The following is a 25,485-nucleotide window of genomic DNA, read 5'->3' on the forward strand; positions in this document are numbered from 1 at the left end:
GACGGTCCGCAGCCCAGTGCCGACACCCCGGACCGGATCCTCACCGCGATCGCTGAAGGCATCCGTAGCGAACCCCCCGGATCGGCCTCGGCCGTGACGACACCGTCCGTGCCGGTCGTCTCGGTCACCGGCACCAACGGCAAGACGACGACGACCCGCCTCATTGCCCATATCGCGATGACCGCCGGGCTGCGCACCGCCTGGAGCTCCACCTCCGGTGTCGTGGTCATGGGCGAGACGGTCGAGGCGGGGGACTTCTCCGGCCCCGCCGGAGCGCGCGCGGTGCTCGAGACGCCGGGCCTCGAGGTTGGCGTCCTCGAAACCGCTCGCGGCGGAATGCTGTTGCGGGGTATGGGTGTTGCGAGCAACAACGTCAGCGTGGTCACCAATGTCACTGCCGACCATCTTGGTCTGCAGGGCATCGACACCCTCGACCAGCTCGCCGAGGTCAAGGCCATCGTGACGACGGTGACCAAGGCCGACGGTTGGGTAGTGCTCAACGGCGAGGACCCGCGAGTCTGGTCCATGCGGCACCGGATCAAGGCCCGGCCATGGGCGTTCAGCGTGGACCCGGACGCCCCCGCCCTGCGCGAGTCCATCGGCGTCGGCGGGCGTGGAGTGACTGTCCTAGACGGAGAGATCGTGGTCCTGACCCCCAACGCAGACCCGGACCGCCTGGTGAAGATCGTGGACGTCCCGGTCACCCTCTTCGGACTGTCGCGGTACAACACCGCCAACGCGCTCGCCGCGGCGGCCGCCGCACTCGGACTCGGTATGCCACGCGCTGCCGTCGTGGAGGGCCTGCGGACGTTCGCTCCCGACCCGGTGCTCAACGAGGGGCGTCTCAACACCTACTCGCTGCCCTTGGAGACCGGCGGCTCGGCGAGCGTCATCCTCGACATGGCTCACAACGAAGCCAGCCTCGAGGCGCTACTCGAGGTTGCGCACGGCCTGCGGGCGCCCGGGGCCCGGGTCCACGTTGGTCTCGGCGGCACCGGTGACCGGCCTGACGAGGCGCTGGAGGGGCTGGGCGAGATCGCCGGCAAGGGGTCCGACCATGTCATCCTGGCGCACAAGCCCAAGTACCTGCGGGGCCGAACCGTCGAGGACATCGACGAGCTGCTCCGCGCCGGACTCTCCCGCGTCGGAGTCACCGAGGTGGAGTCCTACGCCGGCGAGATGGAAGGGATCGAGGGACTGCTCCCCACACTGGCCGACGGTGACGTCGTGGCCTTCATGTGTCACGACCAGCTACCCGCCGTGCAGGAGTGGCTCGGCGGCCGAGGCGCAACCGTCGACGATCCGAGGACTATCCGGCGAAAGGTTGTCCGGGCCCGGGGAGAACACGAGCTGGAGACCGAGATCGCCGAGATGTGGGCCATCGACGACACGCAGGAACGGGTGACCGTGGTCGAGCGGCTGTGGGCGACCAGCCCCGGCGACCCTCGCCTGGTGTTCGAGCGCGCCAGCGCGCTCGATGCCGCGGGCGAGCCCGGTGCTGCCCTGCCCTACTACCGGGAGGCGCTGGCGTTGCGGTTGCGCGAACCGCACCGGCACCGTGCGCAGATCCAGGCAGCCTCGACCCTTCGGTTGCTCGGCGAGCTGGACGCGGCGCTGCTCCTGCTCGACGAGGTCGACGTCACACATCCCGGCAGCGCGTCGGTGGCTGCCTTCCGCGCGTTGGTCCTGTTGGACGCGGGACGGCCCCAGGACGCCGTCGCCGGGCTGGTCGACTCCCTCGTCGACCACGCCACCGACGAGGACTCGGCGGCCTACCGACGGGCCTTGCACGCGTACGCCGACGAGGCGCGGTCGGCAGACCCTCTCCACTGACCGTCCGCCCTGCACCGACCCTTCACCGGCCGTTCACTTACTGGTGCGACGCTGCCCCGTCAGGCCTGGGCCACACCGGACTCGGCCGCCTCGGCGTCGGCGACGATCGCCTCGACCTCCGCCTCCTGACCCTCCGCCGACGCCGTGATCTGCAGGCTCGACGGGTCCAGGTCGGGGTCCCCGACGAACTCGTTGGAGTGGGCGCCCGCCTGCGCGCTGTGCATCCGGTTCTCGAGCTCGGCGGCGACCGCGGCGTGCTTGTCGACACACATCATCACGAGGTCGCCCGGGTTGGCCCGCGCCATGACATGGTTGAGGGCGTCGATTTCGTCAAGCACGATCTCCACCTGACGGCACCGGGCGCCATCGGCCATCGCGGCGCGGACCCCGTCGGCGACCAGCTGAGCGGTCGCGCCCGCCTTGCGCCCGCGCAGGCGGTCGTCCTCTCGGACGACGATGACGTCGAAGTGCTGCGCTGCAACGGAACCCAGCTCCCGGATGTCGTCATCCCGACGGTCGCCGGCGGCGCCGATCATCCCGATGCGCGAGCTCTTGCCGAGCTCGGTCCGACCAGCATTGTTGGCGCTGTAGATGTCGACGAACTCCCCGATGGCACGCATACCGGCGGCGTTGTGGCAGTAGTCGATGAAGACCTCGACGTTGCCCACGTCGAGGAGGTTCATCCGTCCGGGGGAGAGGTAGTAGCTCGTGGTGAAGGTGCGCAGGCCCTGGCGGATGTCGTGCAGCGGCGCCCCGGCTGCGAACGCCGCCCCGGTGGCGGCCAGCGCGTTGGCGACGTTGAAACGGGCCGCTCCACCGAAGGTGGCCGGTAGCAGGTGGGTCCAGGCCAGCTGCATGCTGCGTCGCCCGTGCTTGATCACGATCATGTCGCCACGGTCGGTCTGGTCGAGGACGACGGCCCGGCCGCCACGTCGACAGTGCCGTTCGATGTACTCGCGCGTGTCCGACCCGGGGTACTCCAACGAGAACCAGATGACCTCGCCCGAGCACCGCCGCCGCATGTTGCGCACCAGCGGGTCATCGGCGTTGAGGACGGCAAAACCATTGCGGGGGACAGCTTCCACGATGACGGCCTTGACCGCGGCAAGCTGTTCGAGGGTGTTGATGCCACCGAGGCCGAGGTGGTCGGGCGCCACGTTGGTGACGACCGCGACGTCGTTGCGGTCGTAGCCGAGGCCCTCGCGGATGATCCCACCCCGGGCGACCTCCATGACCGCGAAGTCGACGCGCGGGTTCTGCAGGACCATCCGAGCGGACTTGGGGCCGGAGGCGTCGGCTTTGATAACCAGACGTTCGTCGATGACGATGCCGTCGGTCGAGGTCATCCCGACCTTGCGGCCCAGACCCTTGAAGATGTGGGCGATCATCCGCGACGTCGTCGTCTTGCCGTTCGTGCCGGTGACCGCGACGATCGGGACCCGCGACGGGGAGCCGGGCGGGAAGAGCAGGTCGACGACAGGCTTGGCGATGAACTGGGGCACGCCGACGGTCGGGTGCGTGTGCATCCGGAACCCGGGTGCCGCGTTCACCTCGACGATGGCCCCGCCGGTCTCCCGGACCGGGGAGGCGATGTCGGGGCAGATGAAGTCGATGCCGGCGACGTCGAGGCCCACCATGCGGGCGGCCTCCTCGGCGATCTCGATGTTGTCCGGGTGCGCGTCGAAGGTCCGGTCGACGGAGATCCCACCGGTGGACATGTTGCCGGTGAGGGCGAGCCGCACCATCTCGCCGGCAGGCGGGACGGCCTCCAGCGTGTGGCCTTGGGCCGCCACCACCTCCTCGGCCGCCGGGTCCACCTTGATCCGGGTCAGCACCTTCTCGTGTCCGACACCGCGACGCGGATCGGAGTTGGTGATGTCTACGAGCTCGCGCACCGTGTGCGTCCCGTCGCCGACGACGTGCGCGGGTACTCGCTCGGCGATCGCCTGCATCCGGCCGCCGACGATGAGGCACCGGTAGTCACGTCCGGTGACGAACGACTCGACGATGATCGTGCCGCGTTTCGACTCGGCCTTGGCAATGTCGAACGCCTTCTCGACGTCTGCCTGCGACTTCAGGTCCAGGCATACCCCTCGTCCATGGTTGCCGTCGAGTGGCTTGACGACCAACGGGAACCCGATCCGGTCCGCGGCCTCGACGGCGCCCTGCAGGGACCGAACGGCGGCTTGGCGAGGGACCGGGAGCCCGGCCGACCCCAGCAATGTCGCCGTCAGGTCCTTGTCACCGGCGATGTCGACGGCCAGCGCACCGGTCTTGGACGTCATCGTCGCCCGGATCCGCTGCTGGTGCACGCCCTGGCCGAGCTGGATGAGCGAGGCGTTGTTGAGCCGGATCCACGGGATGTCGCGGCTGACGGCCTCCTCCACGATCGCGGCGGTCGAGGGTCCGAAGGCGGTGCGCTCGGCCTGACGGATGAAGGCGTTCAGCTCGGTCTGGAAGTCGAAGTCGGGCTCGGGAGCAACGAGCTGGTTGACGACCCGCACCGCGAGGCGACCGGCCGCCAGCCCCACCGACTCGTCGATGTAGCCGTAGATGACGTTGTAGCGCCCCGGCTCCCCACGGACGGAGCGGGTCTTCCCACGCGACTGGTAGTGACCCGCCTCGGTCTGCAGCTGCAGTGCGACGTGCTCGGCGACGTGGCCCGCCCAGGTGCCCTCGCGGAGCCGTTCGACGAACCCGCCCTGGTGTCCTCGGGAGCAGTGGTGCCGCTTCAGCCCCGGGAGAGTCTCGACGAGCGCATCGGTGAACCCGGGGATCGTGTCAGTCGGATAGCCCTCCAGCACACCGAGGTCGACCACGAGGTGGACCGCCTGTTCGTAGGACCATAAGTTGGGGCCGCGGTAGACCTTCGACGAGACGATCGTGAGGTCGGGCGAGAGCGGTCCTGTCGGGGCGGGACGCTCGGCGGCCATCGGGTTCCTCCTGTGCCTGGATGTGGCTGGGTTGGTGACAAGCAGCCGGTCGGGGCGCGGCGTCAGGGCTCGAGCGACCTGGTGCGGGCCAGGGGTGGCGCTGCTCGGTCCTTGGCGGACGCCACCGCGACCTCGATGTCGGGGTGCCGTTCGACGAACTTCGTCAGGGCGACGTGTTCGAGGTCGAACGTAGCGCCCGTGGGCAGCGAATGCACCACTGCGCCCGACACGAGCAGCGGTGCACCCCGGCGTGCATCTGCGGCGTCGGTGACCGCGTTGCGGGCGTCGACGACGAACACCCCGCCGGACCCGACGACGGTCATGGTCCGGCCGCCGCGGATCTCGACCGCGGTGTTCTCGTCGATGCCCATCCCCAGCAGGTTGGGCGAGTTGGCGACGAGCGAGAGCAGCCGACCGTAGCGACCCCGCTGGTCGAAGTGCTGGTCGACGATCACCCCCTCGAGCAGTCCCAGTCCGGCCGTGATCTGGCTGCTGCGCTGGCGGGGGGTGAGGCCTTCGTCGCCGAGCGAGATCATGAACCGGCTCATGATCGAGGCGCCCGCCGAGGTGCCGGCGATGACTGCTCCCCGCTGGTATGCCGCGTGGATCGCGTCGCCGACGGGTGTGCCCACGAGGAACTGGCCCAGCTTGAGCTGGCTGCCACCGGAGATGAAGACACCGGTCGCCTTGTCGAGCCGCTCGACGAGGGACGGGTCGCGGGCGGCGGCGCGGGAGGGTGCGTGGACGACCTCGATGTCGACTCCGGCACGCAACCTGGTGAACACCGACCGGTAGCTCTCGGCCACCTCATCGACGAACGAGGACGCGGTGGGGATGATGACGATCCGCGACTGACGCCCGCCGGCCAACCGGACGAACCGTTTGAGCACCACGGAACGACCCAGCTTGTCCTCGGCACCCCCGATGACGAACAAGGTGCGACGGGGTGGTCGGCCCGGTTCCGGCGTACCCGCCGCGCTCAGTGCCACGCACCCACCTTAGGAGGACACCGGGTCGAACCGGGTTGGCAGGGCTGGCGAAGTCGGCACCGGCGGGGCGGGGGTGGGGGTGCCGTCGGCCGCGTCGGCATCCTCGATCTCCTCGCGAGTGATGCCGAGCAGGAACAGGACCGCGTCGAGGTAGGGCACGTTCACAGCGGCGTGCGCCTGTTCGCGGACAACCGGTTTGGCGTTGAACGCCACCCCGAGACCGGCAGCGGCGAGCATGTCGAGGTCGTTGGCACCGTCTCCCACAGCCACTGTCCGGGACATCGGCAGACCGGCCTCGGCGGCGAACCGGCGCAGCGCCCGCTCTTTGCCGGCGCGGTCGACCACGTCGCCGGTGACCCGTCCGGTCAGCCGACCGTGCGCGACCTCGAGGTGGTTGGCCTCGACCAGGTCGATCCCGAGGTCGGCCGCGATCGGCTCGACGATCTCGGCGAACCCACCGGACACCAACGCAACGGTGAAGCCGAGCCGCGTGAGGGTGCGCACGAGCGTACGGGCACCTGGGGTGAGCACGACCGACCGGCGGACGTCGTCGAGGACGGCGACGTCGAGCCCCTCGAGTGTGGCGACGCGCTCGCGCAGCGACTCGGCGAAGTCCAGCTCCCCTCGCATCGCCCGCTCGGTCACGGCGGCGACCTCGGGGCCGCGACCACAACGGTCGGCCAGCAGCTCGATCACCTCCTGCTGGATCAGCGTCGAGTCGACGTCCATGACCACGAGGCGGCGACCGCGCCGGTCCAGGCCACCGGCCGACACGGCGATGTCGACGCCGTGCGCCGCGGCCTCGAGCGCCAGCTCGCGGCGCAGCCTCGGCACCTCGGCCCCGGAGACGTCGAGCTCGATGGTGGTGACGGGATAGCGGGACAGGCGCCGGATCCGGTCGATGTTGGCACCGTGCCCGGCGACTCGCGCCGAGATGGCGGCGACGGCGCCGGCGCCCAGGGGAGCACCGATGACGACGACGGCCGCCCGTCCGGCGGCCCGATGTGGGGCGTCACCAGTGCCGCGCCGGATCTTGGCCTTGAGGTCGAGTGTGTGCGCCACGCGACGGATGACGGTGTCGAGCTGGTCGGTCTGCGGACCTGCGGCCAACAGCATGGCCAGAGTGAGGTGCCCACGCACGACGACCTGCTGGAGGTCGCGCACCTCGGCACCCACGCCCGCGATCGCGTCGAACAAGGTGCTCGTCACGCCCGGCCGGTCATCACCCGACAACGTGACGAGGAGGGTCTCCTCGTCCTGCTGGGGGAGGGGCTCCTCGGACACCTCGACAGGCTACCGACGGCGTCCGTATGCCGGGACGCCAGGTCCGGGATCCGGTCACCCTGGCTCGACGCCGGTTCTCGCTGTCAGCGGTTGACGTCGTCGCGCCAGGCGAGCAGCTCGCGGACCCGGTCGAGCTGGTCGTACTCCTCACCGGAGAGGCCGACGGTGAACAGCCGGGTGCCGACGTCGTACAAGGCTTGGGCGTTCTCGGCGTAGCTGTCGATCTGCTCGCGGGTCCGTCCAGGCGTGGGCGCGACGCCGGCGGACCTGGTGATCTCGGCGGGGTCGCGGCCGACGCGCGCACACCACGAGTCGAGCACCTCGTGCTTGTGCGCGATCGTCTCCGCGTCGCCGAAGCCGTGCCAGATCGTCGCGTGCTGGGCGACGATCCTCAGGGTCTTCTTCTCGCCTCCGCCGCCGATCAGGATCGGAATCGCCCTGGTGGGTGGCGGGTTCAGCCTCGTCCATCGGTCTCGGATGATCGGGAGGTCACGGTCCAGGGCATCGAGCCGACCACCTGCCGTGCCGAACTCGTACCCGTACTCGTCGTAGTCGCGCTCGAACCAGCCCGAGCCGATCCCGAGGATCAGTCGTCCCTCGCTGATGTGGTCCACCGTGCGTGCCATGTCGGCGAGCAGGTGGGGGTTGCGATAGCTGTTGCAGGTGACCAGCGCGCCGATCTCGACCCGCTCGGTCGCCTCGGCCCAGGCGGCGAGCATGGTCCAGCACTCGAAGTGCCGGCCGTCGGGATCGCCCGCCAGCGGGAAGAAGTGGTCCCAGTTGAGCAGGACGTCGACGCCCATCTGTTCGAGGGTGGCGCACAGCCGGCGGATGGCGGGGTAGTCGGTGTGCTGTGGCTGGATCTGGACGGCGATGCGGGTGGGGGTGGCAGGGTCGGCAGGCATACGCTTCAGACGGTCACTTTCTGGCCCCGGCCGACGACGACGATGCCACCCTCGCTGACGTAGAAGCCGCGCGCCCGGTCGTGGTCGTGGTCGATCCCGATCATGGTGTGCTCGGGGACCTCGACGTACTTGTCGATGATCGCGCGGCGGATCGTCGCGTAGCGGCCCACGGTGACGCTGTCGAGGATGACGCTGTCCACGATCGTCGCGTAGCTGTGCACCTTGACCCGCGGCGCCAGCACCGAACCGTTGACCTGCCCCCCGGAGATCACGACACCCGGGGAGACGGCCGAGTTCAGCGCCTCGCCGACCCGGTCGCCGTGACCGTGCACGAACTTCGCGGGCGGCAGATAGCCGGTATTGGTGTAGATCGGCCATTCGTAGTTGTAGAGGTTGAAGATCGGATGGATCGAGATGAGGTCCATGTTGGCCTCGAAGTAGGCGTCCATCGTGCCGACGTCACGCCAGTAACCCCGGTCCCGTTCGGTGGCGCCCGGAACGTCGTTGTCCTTGAAGTCGTAGACGTAGCCCTCGCCCTTGTCGACGAAGGCCGGCACGATGTCGCCGCCCATGTCGTGCTTGCTGCCGTCGAGGTCGTGGTCGCTGGTGACCGCGTCCATCAAGACGTCGGCGTCGAAGACGTAGTTGCCCATCGACGCCAGCACCTCGTCGGGGCTGTCAGCGAGGCCCTTGGGGTTCTTGGGCTTCTCGAGGAACTGTCCGATCTTGCGCGGGTCGGCGTCGTCGACCTCGATGACGCCGAACTGGTCGGCGAGCGAGATGGGCTGCCGGATCGCCGCCACGGTCACACCCGCACCCGTCTCGACGTGCTGGTCGACCATCTGCGAGAAGTCCATGCGGTAGACGTGGTCGGCGCCCACGACGACGACGATGTCCGGCTTCTCGTCGTGCATGAGGTTGAGGCTCTGGTAGATCGCGTCGGCGCTTCCGAGGAACCAGTCCTTGCCCACGCGTTGCTGTGCCGGCACCGGCGCGACGTAGTTGCCGAGCAGCGTCGACATCCGCCACGTGGCGGTGATGTGCTTGTCGAGGCTGTGCGACTTGTACTGCGTCAGCACGACGACCTTGAGGTAGCCGGAGTTGACGACGTTGGACAGGGCGAAGTCGATCAGCCGGTAGATCCCGCCGAAGGGGACCGCCGGTTTCGCGCGGTCCGCCGTGAGGGGCATCAGCCGCTTGCCCTCCCCACCTGCGAGGACGATCGCGAGCACCTTGGGATTTTGCGACCTGCGCGCCATGCCCTAAACCTAGAGGGTCCGCCTACGTCGCGGCGAGGGCTGTCGGCGCCGAGTGCCCCAGGACTAGGGTCACGAGCGTGCGCGTCGACATCCTGTCCAAGGAGTACCCGCCGGCGGTCTACGGAGGGGCCGGTGTGCACGTGGCCGAGCTGGTCCGGGCGCTGCGCGAGCGCGGTGACGTCGAGGTCCAGGTCCGATGCTTCGGCGCACCGCGTGACGAGGCCGACACGACCGCATACCCCGATCTTCCCGACCTCGCATCGGCCAACCCCGCCCTGCAGACCCTCGGCGTCGACTTGGCGATGGCCTCCGACTGCGTGGGAGCGGACCTCGTGCATTCGCACACCTGGTACGCCAACTTCGCTGGGCACCTCGCGTCGATGCTCGGCGGTATGCCGCACGTCGTCACCGCCCACAGCCTCGAACCGATGCGCCCGTGGAAGGCTGAGCAGCTGGGTGGCGGCTACCAGGTCTCGTCGTTCGCGGAGCGAGAGTCCTACGAGGGCGCGGCCGCAGTAGTGGCCGTGAGCGCCGGTATGCGTACCGACATCCTTCGTAGCTATCCCGCCCTCGACCCCGATCGGGTCCACGTCGTGCACAACGGCATCGACTCTCAGCTGTGGCAACGCCGTCCGGACGAGGACGTGGTCCGCAAGCACGGCGTCGACCCCGACAAGCCCTCGGTCATCTTCGTCGGGCGCATCACCCGCCAGAAGGGACTTCCCTATCTGCTGCGGGCGGTGGCCTCGCTGCCCCCGGACGTCCAGGTGGTGCTGTGCGCAGGTGCGCCGGACACGAAGGAGATCCTCGCCGAGGTCGAAGGACTGATGGACACGTTGCGATCGCAACGCGACGGCGTCGTCTGGATCCCCGAGATGCTCCCGCGCGCCGAGGTCGTTGCCTTGCTCTCTGCAGCAACGGTTTTCGCGTGCCCATCCGTCTACGAGCCGCTCGGCATCGTGAACCTCGAAGCGATGGCGTGCGAGCTGCCTGTCGTTGCGACGGCGACGGGAGGCATACCTGAGGTCGTCGTCCCGGGCGAGACCGGCTGGCTCGTGCCGATCGACCAGGTCCAGGACGGCACGGGTATCCCGGTTGACCCGGACGCATTCGTCGCCGACCTCGCCGGTGCCATCACCGAGGCTGTGACCGACCCGCACCGGGCGCGGCACATGGGCCTCGCCGGTCGGACCCGGGCCGTCGAGTCGTTCTCGTGGGCGACGATCGGCGACCAGACGATGGAGGTCTACGACCAGGTGCTGGCCTAGGCAGGTCGCCAGTCGGCAAGCTCCATGACCGCCAGGTTCGTCGCCCCGGCGAGCACGCGTCCTGTCGTCCGCTGCAGGTCGCGCAGACCGGACTCGCGGCGCCCCGACGAAAAGAGGTCGAGCGTTGGTCCCGAGGCGGCGAGCCGCAGCCCCTCGTCGACGATCACCGCGGCCCTGGCGGCCGAGAGCAGCAGCCGCAGTGCGCGACCCGACACGCCCGACGGCAGGTCGAGGTCACGCGGCGCGAGTCGTCGTTCGGCCAGGCCTCGCGGCTCGCTCGACCAGGGGCGTCCCTCCACGCGCTCCAACGCGGCGGAGCTGTCGTAGACCGCCACCGTCAGCTCACGGTCGAGCTCTCCGAGCGACAGCGACTCCAGTTCGTGTCGGGGGACGGGTTCGGCCTCGTATGCGGTCCAGGTCGCCAAGGTGCCTTCGTCTCCGATGGGTCCGAACCTCGACAGGTGGGGGACGAGCAGCCCCCCGAACCCGGCCAGGAAGACGCACTCGCCGGCGGCGGCGGCGGCGCCGATCTCCGCAAAGCCGGCGCGTGGCATACCGGCGGCGTCGCCCGGGCGGGGGAGCGCGACGAGCAGCGCCGTCTCACCGAAGTCACGCCACGAGGCGAGCTGACTGGCCGGGTCTCCAGCCACGTCGTCGACGTCCTGGTGAGCCGCCTCGACAGCGTCCTGCGGTGAGCAGACGCCTTGCAGCGCAGCGGTGCCCCACAGGGCAAACCGCACCGAGAGGGGCAGGACCGACACCCGGTCGATTCTAGGGTCGCATGCCGGCAGAGGGGCATGTCCTAGGGTGCAACGCATGAGCGACGTCCTCGCCTTTGCCGGCGTGAGCGTCGTCAGAGGGACCACTACCCTCCTCGACGACATCACGTGGGAGGTCGAGGAGGGCGAGCGTTGGGTCGTCCTCGGACCCAACGGTGCCGGGAAGACCACGCTCCTGCAGCTTGCAGCGGCGCGGATGCACCCGACCACCGGAGTCGCCGGCGTGCTCGGTGAGGTACTGGGGGCGGTCGACGTGTTCGAGCTCCGACCGCGCATCGGCTTGTGCAGCGCGGCCATCGCCGAGCGCATCCCCGCCGACGAGGTCGTCGGCAACGTCGTCGTGACTGCGTCCTACGCCATCGTCGGCCGCTGGCGGGAGTCCTACGACGAGCAGGACCACGCGAGAGCCAGGCAGCTGCTCGACGCTCTCGGGGTGGCCCACCTGGCGGGGCGACGCTACGGGACCCTCAGCGAAGGCGAGCGCAAACGAGTCCAGATCGCGCGGGCGTTGATGACGGATCCCGAGGTGATGCTGCTCGACGAGCCCGCCGCCGGGTTGGACCTCGGCGGCCGTGAGGACCTCGTCGCGCGGCTCGGCGAGCTGGCCGCAGACACCGAGGCTCCCGCACTCGTGCTGGTCACCCATCACGTCGAGGAGATCCCGCCGGGCTTCACCGACGTGCTGCTGCTGCGCGAGGGCAGGATCGTCGCCGCGGGACCGCTCGAGCTGACCTTGACGAAGGAGAACCTGTCCCAGACCTTTGGTCTGCCCCTGGTCGTCGAACGGCACGGACAACGCTGGTCCGCCCGCGCCGCACCGCCCTCCTCCTGACACGACCCGTGGAACTACCGTGGTGCCCCACACGTCACACTGGTGAGGGAAGACCTCACTGGTCTGTCCGGGGGAGGAGGCATCAGTGCTCGAGAACTACGGCTGGCTGGCCTGGATCGGCGTCGCTCTTGCCCTGGCTGCCATCGAGGCGGCGACCGTCGACTTCGTCTTCATCATGTTGGCCGGCGGCGCTCTCGGCGGGTCGGCCGCGGCGGCCTTGGGAGCTGGGTTCCCCGTGCAGGCGATCACGGCCGTGGCCGTTTCCGGCGTCTTGCTCGGAGCCGTACGACCCTGGGCCCAGCGTCGCTTCAACAGCCAGCTTCCCGGCATCAGCATGGGCACGGCGAGCTACGTCGGCCGGTCGGCGGTCGTCGTCGAAACCGTGACCGAGCACGACGGTCGCGTCACGATCGGTGGCTCGACCTGGTCGGCCAAGACGACGGACCCCGCCTTTCTCGAGCCGGGTGACGAGGTGCGTGTCGTGCGCATCGACGGCGCCACCGCACTGGTGACGCGTGTCGTCGACGCCATCAACGACAGTCCTGCCTGAGGGATCCGGGAGCCGCCAGCAGACGTCGAAGACTTACCGCCCCGTGCCAGACCGGTCGGGGCATTTGAAGCCCACTCGCCCGAACAGGCGAGGGGCAGAACGGAGAAGCCATGGACGGCAGCGTTGTGACCCTGATCGTCGTCGCCTTGCTGGTGATCTTCGCGCTGGTCGTCGTGTTCCGGACGGTACGCATCGTCCCGCAGCAGACCGCGCAGATCATCGAGCGACTGGGAAGCTACAGCCGCACGCTCGACGACGGCATGCACTTCCTCGTGCCGTTCGTCGACAAGGTGCGGGCCAACATCGACCTGCGCGAGCAGGTCGTGACCTTCCCGCCCCAGCCGGTGATCACGTCCGACAACCTGGTCGTGAGCATCGACACCGTCATCTACTACACAGTCACGGAGGCCAAGTCCGCGGTCTACGAGATCGCCAACTTCATCATGGGCATCGAGCAGCTCACGGTGACCACGCTGCGCAACGTCATCGGCTCGCTCGACCTCGAGCAGACGCTGACCTCGCGTGACCAGATCAACACCAAGCTGCGCGGCGTGCTCGACCAGGAGACCGGCCGCTGGGGCATTCGCGTCAACCGCGTCGAGCTCAAGGCCATCGACCCGCCGCACTCGATCCAGGACTCGATGGAGAAGCAGATGCGCGCCGAGCGTGACCGGCGCGCCGCCATCCTCAACGCCGAGGGTGTCAAGCAGTCCGCCATCCTCAACGCCGAGGGTGAGAAGCAGTCCTCCATCCTGCGCGCCGAGGGCTCGGCCCAGGCCCGGATCCTCGAGGCGCAGGGCCAGGCGCGCGCGATCCAGCAGGTGTTCGGCGCCATCCACCGGGGCAAACCCACGCAGCGACTGCTGGCCTACCAGTACCTCCAGGTGCTGCCGCAGCTCGCCCGTGGTGACTCGAACAAGATGTGGATCATCCCGAGCGAGGTCACCGACGCGCTGCGCGGCATCAGCGGTGCGCTCGGCGGCAACCAGGCGCAGGTCGACGCGGAGGACGACCAGTGGGTCGACCCGGGGCCGGAGGACGACGCCTTCGCCGCCACGGCGCTCGAGGACCCGGCCAAGGCGCTCGCCGAAGCGCGCGGGCAGGCCGGCCAGGCCAGCGCCGAGGCCACGCAGCACGCATCCCCGATGCGGCAGAACTCCGGGTGGGTCCAGGCCGCCTCGCCGATCCCCCCGGCCGAGTCGGTCGGAGCCGAACCCGATGTCGACCCGATCGCGGCGGCATCCCCGGTGCCGCCTGTCGCGCCTGTTGCGCCTGTCGCGCCGGCTCCGCCGACCCAGCCACCCGGGCAGCAGCCGCCGCGCTGACCTGAGCTATCCACCGACGGGCACCCGGGTGATCCGGGCGCCCGTCGGTATGGTGTTCGCGTGTCTGTCCTCGAGCTCGTGGCCATTCTGGCCGCGGGCTTCGCGGCGGGGGTGATCAACACCATCGTCGGGTCCGGCTCGCTCATCACCTTCCCCACGCTCCTCGTGCTCGGCATCCCGCCCCTGACGGCGAACGTCAGCAACAACATCGGACTTGTCCCGGGTGGGGTGAGCGGTGCTCTCGGATATCGCCCCGAGATGCGCGGTCACTCCCGGGCCCTGCTCCGCTTCGTCCCGATCTCGTTGGTCGGCTCGGTCATCGGTGCCAGCCTGCTGTTGGTCCTGCCGGCGGCCGCCTTCAAGGCGATCGTCCCGGTCCTGATCCTGCTGGCCCTCGTCCTGGTGCTCGCCGGTCCTCAGCTGCAGCGCCGGGGGGCGGCTCGGCGGGCACGCGAGCTGGCACCCCAAGCTGCGGGCGCCGACCCGTCGAACGCATCGGACGCGGTCTCTCTGGCCGACGAGGCTCCCGTAGGGCGGGGGCGGCTGGCCGCGGTGTCGGTGGGCGTCCTCGTTGCCGGGATGTACGGCGGCTACTTCGGGGCGGCCCAGGGCGTCTTGCTCATGGGCATCTTCTCGGCGTTGCTCACCGATCCGATCCAGCGTCTCAACGGTTACAAGAACGTGCTCGCCCTCGTCGTCAACTCCGTTGCGGCACTCACGTTTGTGTTGTTCGCGCGCGACTCGATCGACTGGCGGGTCGTGCTGCTGATCGGCGTGGGCTCGCTGCTCGGTGGCGTTGTCGGGGCCAGGGTGGGCAGACGCATACCGGCGGGGGTGCTCCGCGGGCTCATCATCTTCATCGGGGTCGTGGCTATCGTCAAGCTCGTGTTCTTCCCCTGATGGTGCTGTCGGTCGGCCCCGACGACGTCCGAGGCGCTGCGGACCCCGCTTCGCCGCTGCACGACTACCTGGGGCTGACCGACGTGGCGCTGCGCCGGCGGTCCGAGCCGGCGAACGGGCTTTACGTCGCGGAGTCGGAAAAGGTGATCCGGCGAGCGCTGGCGGCCGGTCACCGGCCGCGCTCGCTGCTCATGGGCCGGCGCTGGCTGACGGACCTGTCCGACGTGGTCGCCGGCGCGGAGGCGGCCGGCATACCGGTCCTGGTCGGCGAGCCAGACGTGCTCGAGTCCCTGACGGGGTTCCATCTGCACCGCGGTGCCCTCGCCTCGATGGCACGACCCGCACTGCCGTCCCTCGACGACGTGCTGGCGAACGCTCGCCGGCTGCTCGTCCTCGAGGACATCGTCGACCACACCAACGTCGGTGCCGCGTTCCGCAGTGCCGCCGCGCTCGGGACCGATGCCGTTCTGGTCACTCCGAGATGCGCAGACCCGTTCTACCGCAGGTCGATCCGGGTCTCGATGGGAGCGGTGTTCCAGGTTCCTTGGACTCGGGTGGACCCCTGGCCGGCAGGCGTCGAACGCCTGCGAGCCGCGGGGTTCACGGTCGCGGCCCTCGCACTGGGCGACGCCGCCGTGGATCTTGCCGACCTGGCCGCGGACCCTCCGGAACGGCTTGCCCTCGTCCTCGGCACGGAAGGCGACGGTCTGGGCCGACGCACCCTGGCCGCCGTCGACCTCGCGGTGCGGATCCCGATGGCCGCAGGGATCGACTCGCTCAACGTCGCTGCGGCCGCTGCCGTCGCCATGTGGGCGTTGCGTACCTGAATGACTCGAAGGCTGTTCCGGCCCTCCCAGTCGAACTGGTACCCCGGTCAGGAGGACCGGACCAGCACCTCCATGAGACAGCTCAGCTCGACTCCCGGGTCTGAGCAGAGCCCCCCGTGGCGGGGGCCCGGCTGGATGATCGTCGACCGTGGCGCGCTCAGCCAGCCGAACCGCCGACCGAGGCCCTCGAGGTGTGGCAGGCCGCGGCCCTCGTCGCCGCGGCACACCGCCTGCACGGCGCAGAGCATGTCGTCGACCATCGCGACGTCGAGCCGCGAGTCGAGCGAGCGAAGTCGAGCTGGTGCGCCGACTCGAGGAACGCAGCGCAGCGTGACGTGCTGGTACCCGATCACGAGCAGGCCAGAGGAAGCCAGGCACCCGTGTCAGCCAGCCGAGCCGACAGGAGATCCACGTATGCGTCGCGCGCGTCTGCGGGGGACTGGAGCCACTGCGTCGTCTCGAGCCACTCGTCCGGGACGAGGTCGGCCACCGCAGCCAGGACCGACGGGGTGAGCCGGCTCGCCAGCTCGTCGTGAGCAGCGGACGGAACGGCGACGAGCACCTTGACGCCCTGACGGGCGCCCCGGAACTTCGGCCACCGCTGATCGACGGGGGCAGGGGCACCCGGTTGGCTAGTGAGCAGCGTGGGCGGCGAGCTGGGGCACCTGACCGGGCCACTGTCTCGCGACAACGGCCGCGATGCCGAGGTACCAGACCGCTGCCGCCGCCAGCACGCCATACGAGCGTCCGTCGGCAGGCATCACCAGAGCCGCGATCACCGTGGCGAGCACGAACACGGCGTTGAACAGCACGTCGTAGATGACGAAGACACGGCCTCGGAAGGCGTCGCCCACCACCCGCTGGACGGTCGTGTCGACGCAGATCTTGATGCCCTGGGTGACGAGGCCGAGGCCGAGGCCGGAGACGGCGATGGCCCACATCGAGAACAGCGACAAGGGAAACACCTGCATCACGGCCCCGAACACCCCCAGGGTGCACAGGTAGCGCTGCATGCCCCACCGGGCGGTCAGGGTCGGCGTCAGCAAGGCGGCCAGACCGAAGCCGAGGCCGGATGCGCCGACCACGACGCCGGCGCCGGCCAGCCCGCCTTCGGGGCTGCCCGCCGCCAGGTGGTTCCTGGAGAGCAGGATCAGCCCGACGATCATCACTCCGTAGGGCAGCCGGCTGGCCGAGACGATCGTCAGCGCGAGACGACCGAGCGGAGGAACGTGCTTGGCCGCGTCGGTCAGTCCCGTGACAACGTTGCCGAGGGCTGCCCGCACCGCAGCGCCCGCATCGGCGAGGTCGGGACCGAGTGGCGGGAGCTGGGTGGCCACCAGCGCGGACAAGAGGTAGAACACACTGCCGGCCAGGATCACCGCCGCGTCGCTGTGGGTGGCGGCGTGGATGCCACCTCCGACCGCCAAGCCGAGCAGGTATGCCAGGGTGCCGCAGGTGGGCGACACGGCGTTCGCGGTGACGAGCCGGTCCCGGGAAACCACGTGGGGCAGGGATGCGGAGAGTCCGGCGAGGACGAACCGGTTGACCGAGAACGCCGCGAGGACGACGACGTAGAAGGCCCACCCCACGTCATGCCGTCCGACGAGCAACGCCACGACCCCGAGTAGCCCCGCTCGAGCGACGTTGGCCAGCACCAGGATCCTGCGGCGGGACCACCGGTCGAGGAAGACGCCGACGAAGGGGCCGAAGACCGAGAACGGCAGCAGGATGGTGGCGAAGCCCGCGGCGATCGCACCCGCCGAGGGGGCTCGTTCGGGCGAGAACAGGACCGTCGCCGCCAAGGCCACCTGGAACACGCCGTCCGACAGCTGAGACAGCAGTCTCACAGCGAACAGACGACGAAAACCGGAGAACCGCAGCAGGGCGGCCAGGTCCCGGAAGAACGTCACCCGCGGAGCATAGGTGAGCCGGATGACGTCTAAACGTGGATCGGGTAGACCCCGCGGACGCCCCGCGTGGCCCGGCGCAACCCCGCTCCGGACGCCCCTGACGGGCGATCCTGGACACAGAGGCCCATCCGATCGACGACCGGCGCCGAAGAACCTCCGTGCAGACGATCTCCGCCGGAACCCGTGCCCCTGACTTCGACCTCCCCGACCAGGACGGGCGGATGCACGATCTCAGCACGTTGCTGAGACGCGGTCCGGTCGCCCTGTTCTTCTACCCCATTGCCGGTTCGTCGGGGTGCACCAAGGAGGCCCGCCACTTCCGCGACCGTGCGGCTGAGTTTGGCCATGTGGGCGCCCACCGGGTGGGGATCAGCGTCGACGACATCGCGACGCAGGAGCGGTTCGCCGCTAGCGAGGGACTCGACTACCCCGTGTTGTCCGACCTCCACGGACGGGTCGCCACGGCATACGGGGTTCGCCGCAAGTACTTCACGCCGGTCAAGCGAGCTACCTTCGTGATCGACGAGGACCAGCAGATCGCCGATGTATTTCTGTCCGAGATCAGTATGACCGCGCACGCAGACCGCGCACTGCAGTCGCTGCGACGGCTGGTCAACGCCTGACCAGGGCGGCCGCCTGACGGGCGATCTCCAGCTCCTCGTTCGTGGGGACGACGAGCACCGAGACCCGACTCCGCGCTGATGAAATCTGACGCTCGCCGGACACCCGTGCCGTGTTGGCCGTCTCGTCGAGCTCGACCCCGAGAATGCCGAGGCCTTCGCACACGGCGGACCGCAGCTGGGGTGAGTGCTCACCGACCCCGGCCGTGAAGACGAGGGCGTCGAGGCGGCCGAGCGCGACCGCATAGGCGCCGACATACTTCCGCAGCCGGTATGCCGCGACCTCGAACCCCAGCTGCCCGTCGGCATCTCCCGCATCGACCAGCTCCTGCACCTCACGGAAGTCGTTGGTGCCGGTGAGGCCCTTCAGGCCGCTCTCGCGGTTGAGGGCCGAGTCGACGTCGTCGACGGACATTCCCGAACGCACCATGAAAGCGAACAGGCCCGGGTCGATGTCACCCGACCGGGTTCCCATCACCAACCCCTCGAGAGGGGTCAAGCCCATCGACGTGTCGATGCTGCGCCCGCCCGCCACCGCGGCCGCACTGCACCCGTTCCCGAGGTGGAGGATCACGACGTTGATGTCCTGCTCCGGCCGGGTCAGCATCCCTGCCGTGCGGCGCGAGACGTAGGCGTACGACGTGCCGTGGAAGCCGTAGCGGCGCACCGCCAGGTCGTCGCGCCAGGCGGGAGGCACGGCATACGTGTAAGCCTCGGCCGGCAGGCTGTGATGGAAGGCGGTATCGAACACGGCGACCTGCGGCAGTCCGGGGAAACGTTCACGCGCCACCCTGATGCCCTCGAGGTTGGCCGGGTTGTGCAGCGGTGCAAGGGGTTCGAGCTTCTCGACAGCGGCGAGGACCTCGTCGGTCACGACCACGGGTTCGCTGAAGCGGTCACCGCCGTGGACTACCCGGTGGCCCACGGCGACGAGGTCTGCGTGGTCGAGGTCTGGTCCGTGCTCGCGGAACGCCGCCACGACGGCGTCGAGCGCCGCGCCGTGTGAGGCGACCTGCACCTCCTTCGTATGCGTCTCGCCACCAGCCTCGTGTGTCGTCGTGGAGCCGTCCTCGCCGATCCGCTGGACGCTTCCCTTGGCCAGCGCCTCGCCGCTTGCCACATCGACGAGCTGGTACTTCAAGGACGAGGACCCGGCGTTGACCACCAGGACCCGACCGGTCTGTGAAGCGTCGGTCATGACCCGCCTTCGGCCTGGATGGCAGTGATCGCCACCGTGTTGACAATGTCCTCGACGAGCGCGCCGCGGGAAAGGTCGTTGACCGGCTTACGCAGTCCCTGGAGCACCGGTCCTACCGCGACGGCACCGGCGCTGCGCTGCACCGCCTTGTAGGTGTTGTTGCCGGTGTTGAGGTCGGGGAAGATCAACACCGTCGCACGACCCGCCACCGGGCTGTCCTTGAGCTTCGTCGCGGCCACCCCCATGTCGACCGCCGCGTCGTACTGGATCGGGCCCTCGACCGACAGCTCGGGTGCGCGGGAGCGAACCAAAGTCGTCGCGGCACGAACTTTATCGACGTCTACGCCGCTGCCCGACCCGCCGGTCGCGTAGGAGAGCATTGCGACGCGGGGCTCGATGCCGAACTGGGTAGCAGTCGCGGCCGACGAGATGGCGATATCGGCCAGCTGTTCGGCTGTGGGATCGGGGTTGACGGCGCAGTCGCCGTAGACGAGCACGCGGTCAGGCAGACACATGAGGAACACCGAGGAGACGATCGTGACCCCCGGTGCCGTCTTGACCACCTCGAGGGCGGGACGGATCGTGTGGGCCGTGGTGTGGATGGCCCCCGAGACCATGCCGTCGGCCAGGCCGTCCAACACCATCATCGTCCCGAAGTAGCTCGGGTCCACGACCACGTCCCAGGCCTGATCCATGGTGACACCCTTGTCCGCGCGCAGCGCGGCGTACTCCTGCGCGAACCGTGAGCGGAGCGGCTCGTCGTGCGGGTCGACCAGCGTCGCACGGGAAATGTCCAGCCCGAGCTGCGACGCCTTGGCGCGGATGCCGTCCGAACTGCCGAGCAGAGTCAGCTGGACGACCTCTCGACGCAGCAGCTGGTCCGCAGCTTTGAGGATCCTCGGCTCCTCGCCCTCGGGCAGCACGATGTGTCGGGCCGCCGCGCGTGCCCGGTCCATCAGCCGGTGTTCGAACATCAGGGGCGTCACGACACCGGTCGGCGTCACGTCCAGTCGGTCGAGGAGGCCGGCTCCGTCCACGTGTTTGTCGAACAGCGTGAGCGCCGTCTCGATCTTGCGTACCGCACCGCGCGTCAGCCGCGGCTGGACGGCATAAAAAGCTGCTGCGGTGGACATCGTCCCTCCGGCGCAGGTGACCACCGGGATGTGGATGTCGAGGCCCGCGACGAGCCGCGAGACGGAGTCCGGGAGCTCGAGCCCGCCGTTGAGCACGATGGCCGCCGGCGAGGGAAAGGTTTTGGCGGGATAGGCGAGGAGCAACCCGAGTAGAACGTCGGCACGGTCGGAGGGCGAGATGACGACGCATCCTTCGAACAGCCGCTCGAGGACGTTCGGCATGGTCATGGCGGCGACCAGGACGCCCGGTGACTCTCGGTCGAGCAGCGCGTCGTCGCCGTGCACGAGGGATCCGTCGACCGCGGTCATCAGCTCGCGAACCGTGGTCGAGTCCAACAACGGCTCGGCCGGGATGGCGTAGGCCGGCGCGTCCCCGGCAGCTCCCTGCAGCGCCGCGGTGGTCTCTTCGAGCCGTTGCGGAGCAACGCGGTTGGCGATGACTGCGAGTACCGAAGCGTGATGGTGCCGCGCCTCCTCGGCGGCGATGTCGGCGGCTGTACGGACCTGCTCGGGGGCTTGGCCGTCACCGGCGACCACCAGGACCATCGGGCTGTCGAGGTTGGCGGCGATCCGCGCGTTGTAGGAGAACTCGGTCGGCGAGGCGACATCGGTGTAGTCGGACCCGATCACCAGGACAGCGTCGAAACGCGCGGCCACCCAGTGATAGCGGTCGACGATAGTCGACATGGCGGCTTCGGGGTCATGGTGGACGTCGTCGTAGCAGACCCCGGCGGCATCCGCGGCCGTGAGGGCGTCCGTCGCCTCGGTGCCCGGAGCCTCCAGACGCGACAGGAGCAGGTCGAGCACGTGGTCCTGCTCGGCGGCGGCCGTCCTGATGATGGGCCGGAAGACCCCGACCCGTCCCACTCGGCGGCTCAGCTGGTCGAGCAGGCCTAGTGCGACCGCCGACTTGCCCGAACGGCCACCCGAGGACGCCAGATAGACACTGCGTCCTCGAGCCGCCGCGCCTGCTCCCGAGCCGTCCTCGCCGCTCACCCGTTGCCGCCTGTCAGCCCATCCAGGTCCAGCCCGCGACCTCTGGCATGTCCATGAGATTCTCGCGGATGTAGACCCAGTCGGAGTCGGTGCGTCTGATCGACCGGTTGAGCAACGCGTAGATCATCGACAGGCCGGGACTGGTCCCCCAGTGGCCGAGCAGGCGGAGGTCTTCGTCAGAGTAGGTACCGAGGTCAGTGGTGTCGGACAGGGTCGTGGACATGAGGTCTCCTCGTAGCCGGCTGTCGTTCACGCCGATCCTGTCACGGCGGACACCGGGGTGGCAGGGTGGTCACGAGTCGGTCTCGCTGTCCGAGAGTGGGGCGTTCTGCGGGGTGTTGCGGATCAGCGACCAGGACACGACGGCGCCGACCACGAGTAGACCGGCGCTCAGCCACATGGCCGACCGGTATGCCGCGCTGAGCAGCTCAGGGTCACGGTAGGCGTCGCCACCGAGGCCGACGAGCGCCGGCAGCGCCGCGACGGCGAGCAGGGTGCCGGACCTGGCGACGGCGTTGTTGACCCCGCTGGCGGCACCGACATACCGGTCAGGGGCAGCAGCGAGGACCGTCGCGGTGAGAGGAGCCACGAGCAGACAGAGACCGAGCCCGAAGATCGTCAGTCCCGGCAGAATCCCGGTGAGGTAGGCGGAGTCAGGTCCGACGAAGGCCAGCAGTGCGACGCCGATGCCGCACACCGCCGGCCCCAGCGCCATCGGCAGGCGCGGTCCGATCCGGGCCCCGAGCTCGCCGCCTCGGGCGGCGAGCAGCAGCATGAGGGCGGTGATCGGCAGGGTGGCCACCCCCGCCAACAGCGGCCCGTAGCCGACCACCACCTGCAGCTGCAGGCTGAGGAAGAACAGCACGGCGCCCAACGCGCCGTAGACGACCAGGGTCATCGCGTTCGCCGCGCTGAACTGCCGCGACGCGAACAGGGACGGCTGGACCATCGGTGTGTGTGCGCGGCGTTCGACGACCACGAAGCCGGCTCCGAAGGCGACTCCCACGAACACGATCGCGATGGTGGCTCCCGCGCCGAGCGTGGCGTACTGGATGAGGGCGAAGGTGGTGAAGGCGAGGGCTCCGATGGCCAGCGCCGCGCCGACGACGTCGAACCCGTCACCCGCCTGTTCGTCCCGTGACTCGGGCACGAACCTCAGGGCCAGCACCACGGTCAACGCGGCGAGCGGGATGTTGAGAAAGAAGACCCAACGCCAGCTGGCGTACTGCACCAGCCAACCGCCGACGAACGGACCGATAGCCGAGGCGATGCCGCCCAGCCCGGTCCACGACCCGATGGCCTTGGCTCGGTCCTGACTGCGGAGCGACGCCTCGATCATCGACAGGCTCCCTGGGGTGAGCAGCGCCCCCGCGACCCCTTGCAGGATCCTGCCCACCACCAGCTGCGTGGGGTTCTGCGCGATTCCGCACAAGGCCGACGTGACGGCGAAACCGACGACCCCCCAGACGAAGACGCGCCGGCGCCCGAGTCGGTCACCCAGGCTTCCGCCGAGCAAGATCAGCGAAGCGAGGGAGAGCAGGTACCCGTTGGTGACCCACTGCAGCTCCGCCAGGGTCGCGTCGAGGTCCTGTCCGATGCGGACGAGCGCGATGTTGACGACCGTGCCGTCGAGCATAGCCATGCCAGAGCCGAGGACCGCGGCCGCGACGATCCCGCGGCCCACGGGTGATGAGAGCTCAACACCCGCCATTCCTGCAGTCTGGCAGCCGGGTCCGGCGACGGAGCATGTGGTCGGCAAGGGGGTACGGTGCGGTGTCAGTCCCTCGCCGAGGAGGTATGCGTGGACGCCCGTCCCGTCGGCGCTGGTCGTGCGCGCCAGAACGCGATCTATCGTGCGGGGGCGTTCGGTCGCCGGCCGAAGGTGCCGACCGACCCGACAGCTCTGGAAGGCGCAGCGAGACGGTCGATGTCCGGCGATGCCTGGGCGTATGTCGCCGGGGGAGCGGGCGACGGGGCGACCCTCAGGGCCAACCGCGCGGCATACGAGCGGTGGCAGATCGTGCCCCGGGTCCTGCGCGACGTCTCGCATCGTGACCTTTCCGTCTCACTGTTCGGCCGAAGCCTCCCAACGCCTTTGCTGGTGGCGCCGATCGGGGCGGCCGGGTTGGTGCGACGTCACGCCGACGTCCTCATCGGTCGCGCCGCTGCCGCCGTCGGTGTGCCGTACATCCTGTCGAGCCAGGGGTCGTCACCGATGGAGGAGACCGCCGCGGCGATGGGGTCGAGTCCGCGCTGGTACCAGCTCTACTGGAGCACCGACGAGGCGCTCGTGGACTCGTTCATCCGGCGGGCTGAGGGGATGGGCGCCGAGGCTCTGGTCGTGACCCTCGACACGACGATGCTGGGATGGCGGCCCCAGGACCTCGACCGGGGTTCGCTGCCGTTCGCCCGCGGGATCGGGATCGCGCAGTACACCTCCGACCCGAGGTTCAAGGAGCTCGTACGTGAGCGGGTTGCCGATGGTGGCGCAGCTCGTGACATCGCGGGGCCGCGACCGCGGGTCACGGCCGGGGCGGTGCGGACGCTGGCGACGATGGCGCGCGAGACGCCCGGGCCGTTCGTCGACAACCTCCGCTCGCCGCTGCCACGGGCAGCCGCCGAGACGTTCATGGCGATCTTTGCCAAGCCGTCCTTGACCTGGTCCGACATCGCGACGTTGTCCTCGCGCACCACGCTGCCGGTCGTGCTCAAAGGGATCCTGCACCCGGACGACGCAATCCGGGCCCGGGACCTCGGCGTCGCCGCAGTGATGGTGTCGAACCACGGTGGGCGGCAGGTCGACGGCGCGGTCGGGTCGCTGGATGCCCTCGTCGACGTGGTGGCGGCGCTCGGCGGGGCCGGCTCGACGACGATTCCGGTGCTGCTGGACAGCGGAGTGCGGTCCGGAGCCGACGTGGTCAAGGCGCTCGCGCTCGGAGCGGCCGCCGTCGCCGTCGGTCGGCCGCACGTCTATGGCCTTGCTCTCGACGGGGCGGCGGGCGTGCAGGCGGTGCTGGAAAACCTCTTCGCCGAGGTCGATCTGACTCTCGGTCTGAGCGGGTTGAGCTCCGTCGCCGAGCTCGATCCCACGATCCTCAGACGGGCCTGAACGGGTCCTGAAGCGGGCCCGATCCGGCCCTCTACAGGGTTCGTTACGGGACCCGCCGGTTCGTCGTTCAGGTGGGCTGCGTGCTACCGTTTCGGCGCGCTGAGGGGCTCCGTGGCCGGCCTGTGGAGGCCCTCGTTGCACACCCTGTCCGGGTGGCGGAATGGCAGACGCGCTAGCTTGAGGTGCTAGTGCCCTTTATCGGGCGTGGGGGTTCAAGTCCCCCTCCGGACACGATTAAAGACACACGCCTGACCCGCCGTGGCGGAGATGCGCTGGCCTGCGGGGTCATATTCCAGCCGTAGGTCAAGCGACTCATACACCTGATGCCGCGTGACCGGGTCGGCGCTCGACAACAGTCGTCCTATCCCTCCGAGATGGGCGATCGCTTCGCTCAATTCGTCCGTACTCATAGGTCTCTCGTGAGGGAGAGCTTGAAGCTGGGCCTTAAGGCCGTCCCTCTCTTTGGCCCGACGTTTGAGTTGGTCCGTCAACTGCGAAAGTTCTGCACCGGACTCGATGGCGGCTACAAGTGCCGTGATCTTGCGGTCGACCCCTGCCACCTGGAGTTTGAGGCCGTCGACGGCCGCGTTGTGAGAGGACGGGTGTTGGTCGCCCTCAAGGGCCTCCGCTGTCGTTAGGGACTCAATCCACTCGTCGAGGCGGGGCAAGATGGCGTCCTCCCTCACGTATACCGACGATGGGTGCATGCGCCCTTCGGCGAGGGCGCGATTCTGTTTGACGACGCACCTGTACAACACCCGACCCGACCCGAGTGCCCGGTTGGCTCGCCAGGCGCCTTCCATCCGCCGCCCGCAGAGCGAGCAAAACAGCAGCC

23 protein-coding genes and 1 tRNA gene are annotated in these 25,485 nt (G+C 69.3%); 10 read left to right on the top strand and 14 right to left on the bottom strand.

Annotated features, from left to right (window positions below; all coding sequences use genetic code 11):
- On the top strand, positions 1–1,833 hold a 1,833-nt coding region (locus ABI385_RS03860; RefSeq protein ID WP_348102420.1), incomplete at its 5' end, for a tetratricopeptide repeat protein.
- A 59-nt stretch (positions 1,834–1,892) separates the two neighbouring features.
- On the opposite strand, the gene cphA is transcribed toward ABI385_RS03860, so the two are convergent.
- The 5 genes from cphA to glgC all read right to left on the bottom strand — a co-directional run bounded on the left by cphA (position 1,893) and on the right by glgC (position 9,203).
- A complete protein-coding gene (gene cphA / locus ABI385_RS03865) occupies positions 1,893–4,766 on the bottom strand; it encodes a cyanophycin synthetase (RefSeq protein ID WP_348102421.1) in 2,874 nt (957 codons plus the stop codon).
- A 62-nt stretch (positions 4,767–4,828) separates the two neighbouring features.
- Complete coding sequence (locus tag ABI385_RS03870) at positions 4,829–5,755, bottom strand: cyanophycinase (RefSeq protein ID WP_348102422.1); 927 nt, start codon at positions 5,753–5,755, stop codon at positions 4,829–4,831.
- 9 nt (positions 5,756–5,764) lie between these two features.
- Positions 5,765–7,039 carry a phosphoserine phosphatase SerB gene (gene serB, locus ABI385_RS03875; protein WP_348102423.1) on the bottom strand — a complete coding sequence of 425 codons (1,275 nt, stop codon included), beginning with the start codon at positions 7,037–7,039 and terminating at the stop codon, positions 5,765–5,767.
- Between the two features lie 83 nt (positions 7,040–7,122).
- Positions 7,123–7,944: an LLM class F420-dependent oxidoreductase gene (locus ABI385_RS03880; RefSeq protein ID WP_348102424.1), complete on the bottom strand. Its 822-nt coding sequence runs from the start codon at positions 7,942–7,944 to the stop codon at positions 7,123–7,125.
- A 5-nt stretch (positions 7,945–7,949) separates the two neighbouring features.
- Positions 7,950–9,203, bottom strand: a complete 1,254-nt coding sequence (gene glgC / locus ABI385_RS03885) for a glucose-1-phosphate adenylyltransferase (RefSeq protein ID WP_348102425.1) — start codon at positions 9,201–9,203, stop codon at positions 7,950–7,952.
- Between the two features lie 77 nt (positions 9,204–9,280).
- On the opposite strand from glgC, the gene glgA reads away from it, so the two are divergent.
- Complete coding sequence (gene glgA / locus ABI385_RS03890) at positions 9,281–10,471, top strand: glycogen synthase (RefSeq protein ID WP_348102426.1); 1,191 nt, start codon at positions 9,281–9,283, stop codon at positions 10,469–10,471.
- Here the strand turns inward: glgA and ABI385_RS03895 are convergent.
- The gene (locus tag ABI385_RS03895) at positions 10,468–11,232 is read right to left on the bottom strand and encodes a hypothetical protein (protein WP_348102427.1); all 765 of its coding nucleotides are present in this window, start codon (positions 11,230–11,232) and stop codon (positions 10,468–10,470) included. The two genes, glgA and ABI385_RS03895, sit on opposite strands and share 4 nt — an antisense overlap.
- 55 nt (positions 11,233–11,287) lie before the next feature.
- Here ABI385_RS03895 and ABI385_RS03900 point away from each other — a divergent pair, with 55 nt between their 5' ends.
- The 5 genes from ABI385_RS03900 to ABI385_RS03920 all read left to right on the top strand — a co-directional run bounded on the left by ABI385_RS03900 (position 11,288) and on the right by ABI385_RS03920 (position 15,684).
- The gene (locus tag ABI385_RS03900) at positions 11,288–12,082 is read left to right on the top strand and encodes an ABC transporter ATP-binding protein (protein WP_348102428.1); all 795 of its coding nucleotides are present in this window, start codon (positions 11,288–11,290) and stop codon (positions 12,080–12,082) included.
- Between the two features lie 85 nt (positions 12,083–12,167).
- Positions 12,168–12,632 (top strand): NfeD family protein, encoded by a 465-nt coding sequence (locus ABI385_RS03905; protein ID WP_348102429.1) that lies wholly within the window; start codon positions 12,168–12,170, stop codon positions 12,630–12,632.
- Positions 12,633–12,742: 110 nt separating this feature from the next.
- Positions 12,743–13,957, top strand: a complete 1,215-nt coding sequence (locus ABI385_RS03910; RefSeq protein ID WP_348102430.1) for an SPFH domain-containing protein — start codon at positions 12,743–12,745, stop codon at positions 13,955–13,957.
- Positions 13,958–14,017: 60 nt separating this feature from the next.
- Entirely contained in the window at positions 14,018–14,857 is an 840-nt protein-coding gene (locus ABI385_RS03915; RefSeq protein WP_348102431.1) for a sulfite exporter TauE/SafE family protein, read from the top strand.
- A complete protein-coding gene (locus tag ABI385_RS03920) occupies positions 14,857–15,684 on the top strand; it encodes an RNA methyltransferase (RefSeq protein WP_348102432.1) in 828 nt (275 codons plus the stop codon). Before ABI385_RS03915 ends, ABI385_RS03920 begins: the two co-directional genes overlap by 1 nt.
- A gap of 47 nt (positions 15,685–15,731) precedes the next feature.
- Here ABI385_RS03920 and ABI385_RS03925 read toward each other — a convergent pair whose 3' ends face one another.
- From ABI385_RS03925 to ABI385_RS03935, 3 genes are all read right to left on the bottom strand, one after another.
- Positions 15,732–16,037: a DUF3037 domain-containing protein gene (locus tag ABI385_RS03925; protein WP_348102433.1), complete on the bottom strand. Its 306-nt coding sequence runs from the start codon at positions 16,035–16,037 to the stop codon at positions 15,732–15,734.
- The gene (locus ABI385_RS03930; RefSeq protein ID WP_348102434.1) at positions 16,034–16,246 is read right to left on the bottom strand and encodes a hypothetical protein; all 213 of its coding nucleotides are present in this window, start codon (positions 16,244–16,246) and stop codon (positions 16,034–16,036) included. Before ABI385_RS03930 ends, ABI385_RS03925 begins: the two co-directional genes overlap by 4 nt.
- 70 nt (positions 16,247–16,316) lie before the next feature.
- Complete coding sequence (locus ABI385_RS03935) at positions 16,317–17,594, bottom strand: MFS transporter (RefSeq protein ID WP_348102435.1); 1,278 nt, start codon at positions 17,592–17,594, stop codon at positions 16,317–16,319.
- A gap of 158 nt (positions 17,595–17,752) precedes the next feature.
- On the opposite strand from ABI385_RS03935, the gene ABI385_RS03940 reads away from it, so the two are divergent.
- Positions 17,753–18,217: a peroxiredoxin gene (locus ABI385_RS03940; RefSeq protein ID WP_348102436.1), complete on the top strand. Its 465-nt coding sequence runs from the start codon at positions 17,753–17,755 to the stop codon at positions 18,215–18,217.
- On the opposite strand, the gene ABI385_RS03945 is transcribed toward ABI385_RS03940, so the two are convergent.
- The 4 genes from ABI385_RS03945 to ABI385_RS03960 form a co-directional block, all read right to left on the bottom strand.
- On the bottom strand, positions 18,207–19,412 hold the full coding sequence (locus ABI385_RS03945) for an acetate kinase (RefSeq protein WP_348102437.1): 1,206 nt from the start codon (positions 19,410–19,412) through the stop codon (positions 18,207–18,209). The genes ABI385_RS03940 and ABI385_RS03945 overlap by 11 nt on opposite strands.
- Positions 19,409–21,541 (bottom strand): phosphate acetyltransferase, encoded by a 2,133-nt coding sequence (pta, locus tag ABI385_RS03950; RefSeq protein WP_348102438.1) that lies wholly within the window; start codon positions 21,539–21,541, stop codon positions 19,409–19,411. The genes ABI385_RS03945 and pta overlap by 4 nt, the downstream gene beginning before the upstream one ends.
- A gap of 13 nt (positions 21,542–21,554) precedes the next feature.
- Positions 21,555–21,764, bottom strand: coding sequence for a hypothetical protein (locus tag ABI385_RS03955; RefSeq protein WP_348102439.1), 210 nt, complete (start codon positions 21,762–21,764; stop codon positions 21,555–21,557).
- A gap of 69 nt (positions 21,765–21,833) precedes the next feature.
- Positions 21,834–23,252, bottom strand: a complete 1,419-nt coding sequence (locus tag ABI385_RS03960; protein WP_348102440.1) for an MFS transporter — start codon at positions 23,250–23,252, stop codon at positions 21,834–21,836.
- Positions 23,253–23,342: 90 nt separating this feature from the next.
- On the opposite strand from ABI385_RS03960, the gene ABI385_RS03965 reads away from it, so the two are divergent.
- Entirely contained in the window at positions 23,343–24,650 is a 1,308-nt protein-coding gene (locus ABI385_RS03965) for an alpha-hydroxy-acid oxidizing protein (protein ID WP_348102441.1), read from the top strand.
- Between the two features lie 146 nt (positions 24,651–24,796).
- A tRNA-Leu gene (locus ABI385_RS03970) sits at positions 24,797–24,881 on the top strand.
- Here the strand turns inward: ABI385_RS03970 and ABI385_RS03975 are convergent.
- Positions 24,863–25,485: zinc ribbon domain-containing protein (locus ABI385_RS03975; protein WP_348102442.1), on the bottom strand; the 623-nt coding region annotated here is incomplete at its 5' end. The two genes, ABI385_RS03970 and ABI385_RS03975, sit on opposite strands and share 19 nt — an antisense overlap.

Source organism: Lapillicoccus sp. (genome assembly GCF_039935575.1).
Lineage (GTDB): Bacteria > Actinomycetota > Actinomycetes > Actinomycetales > Dermatophilaceae > Lapillicoccus.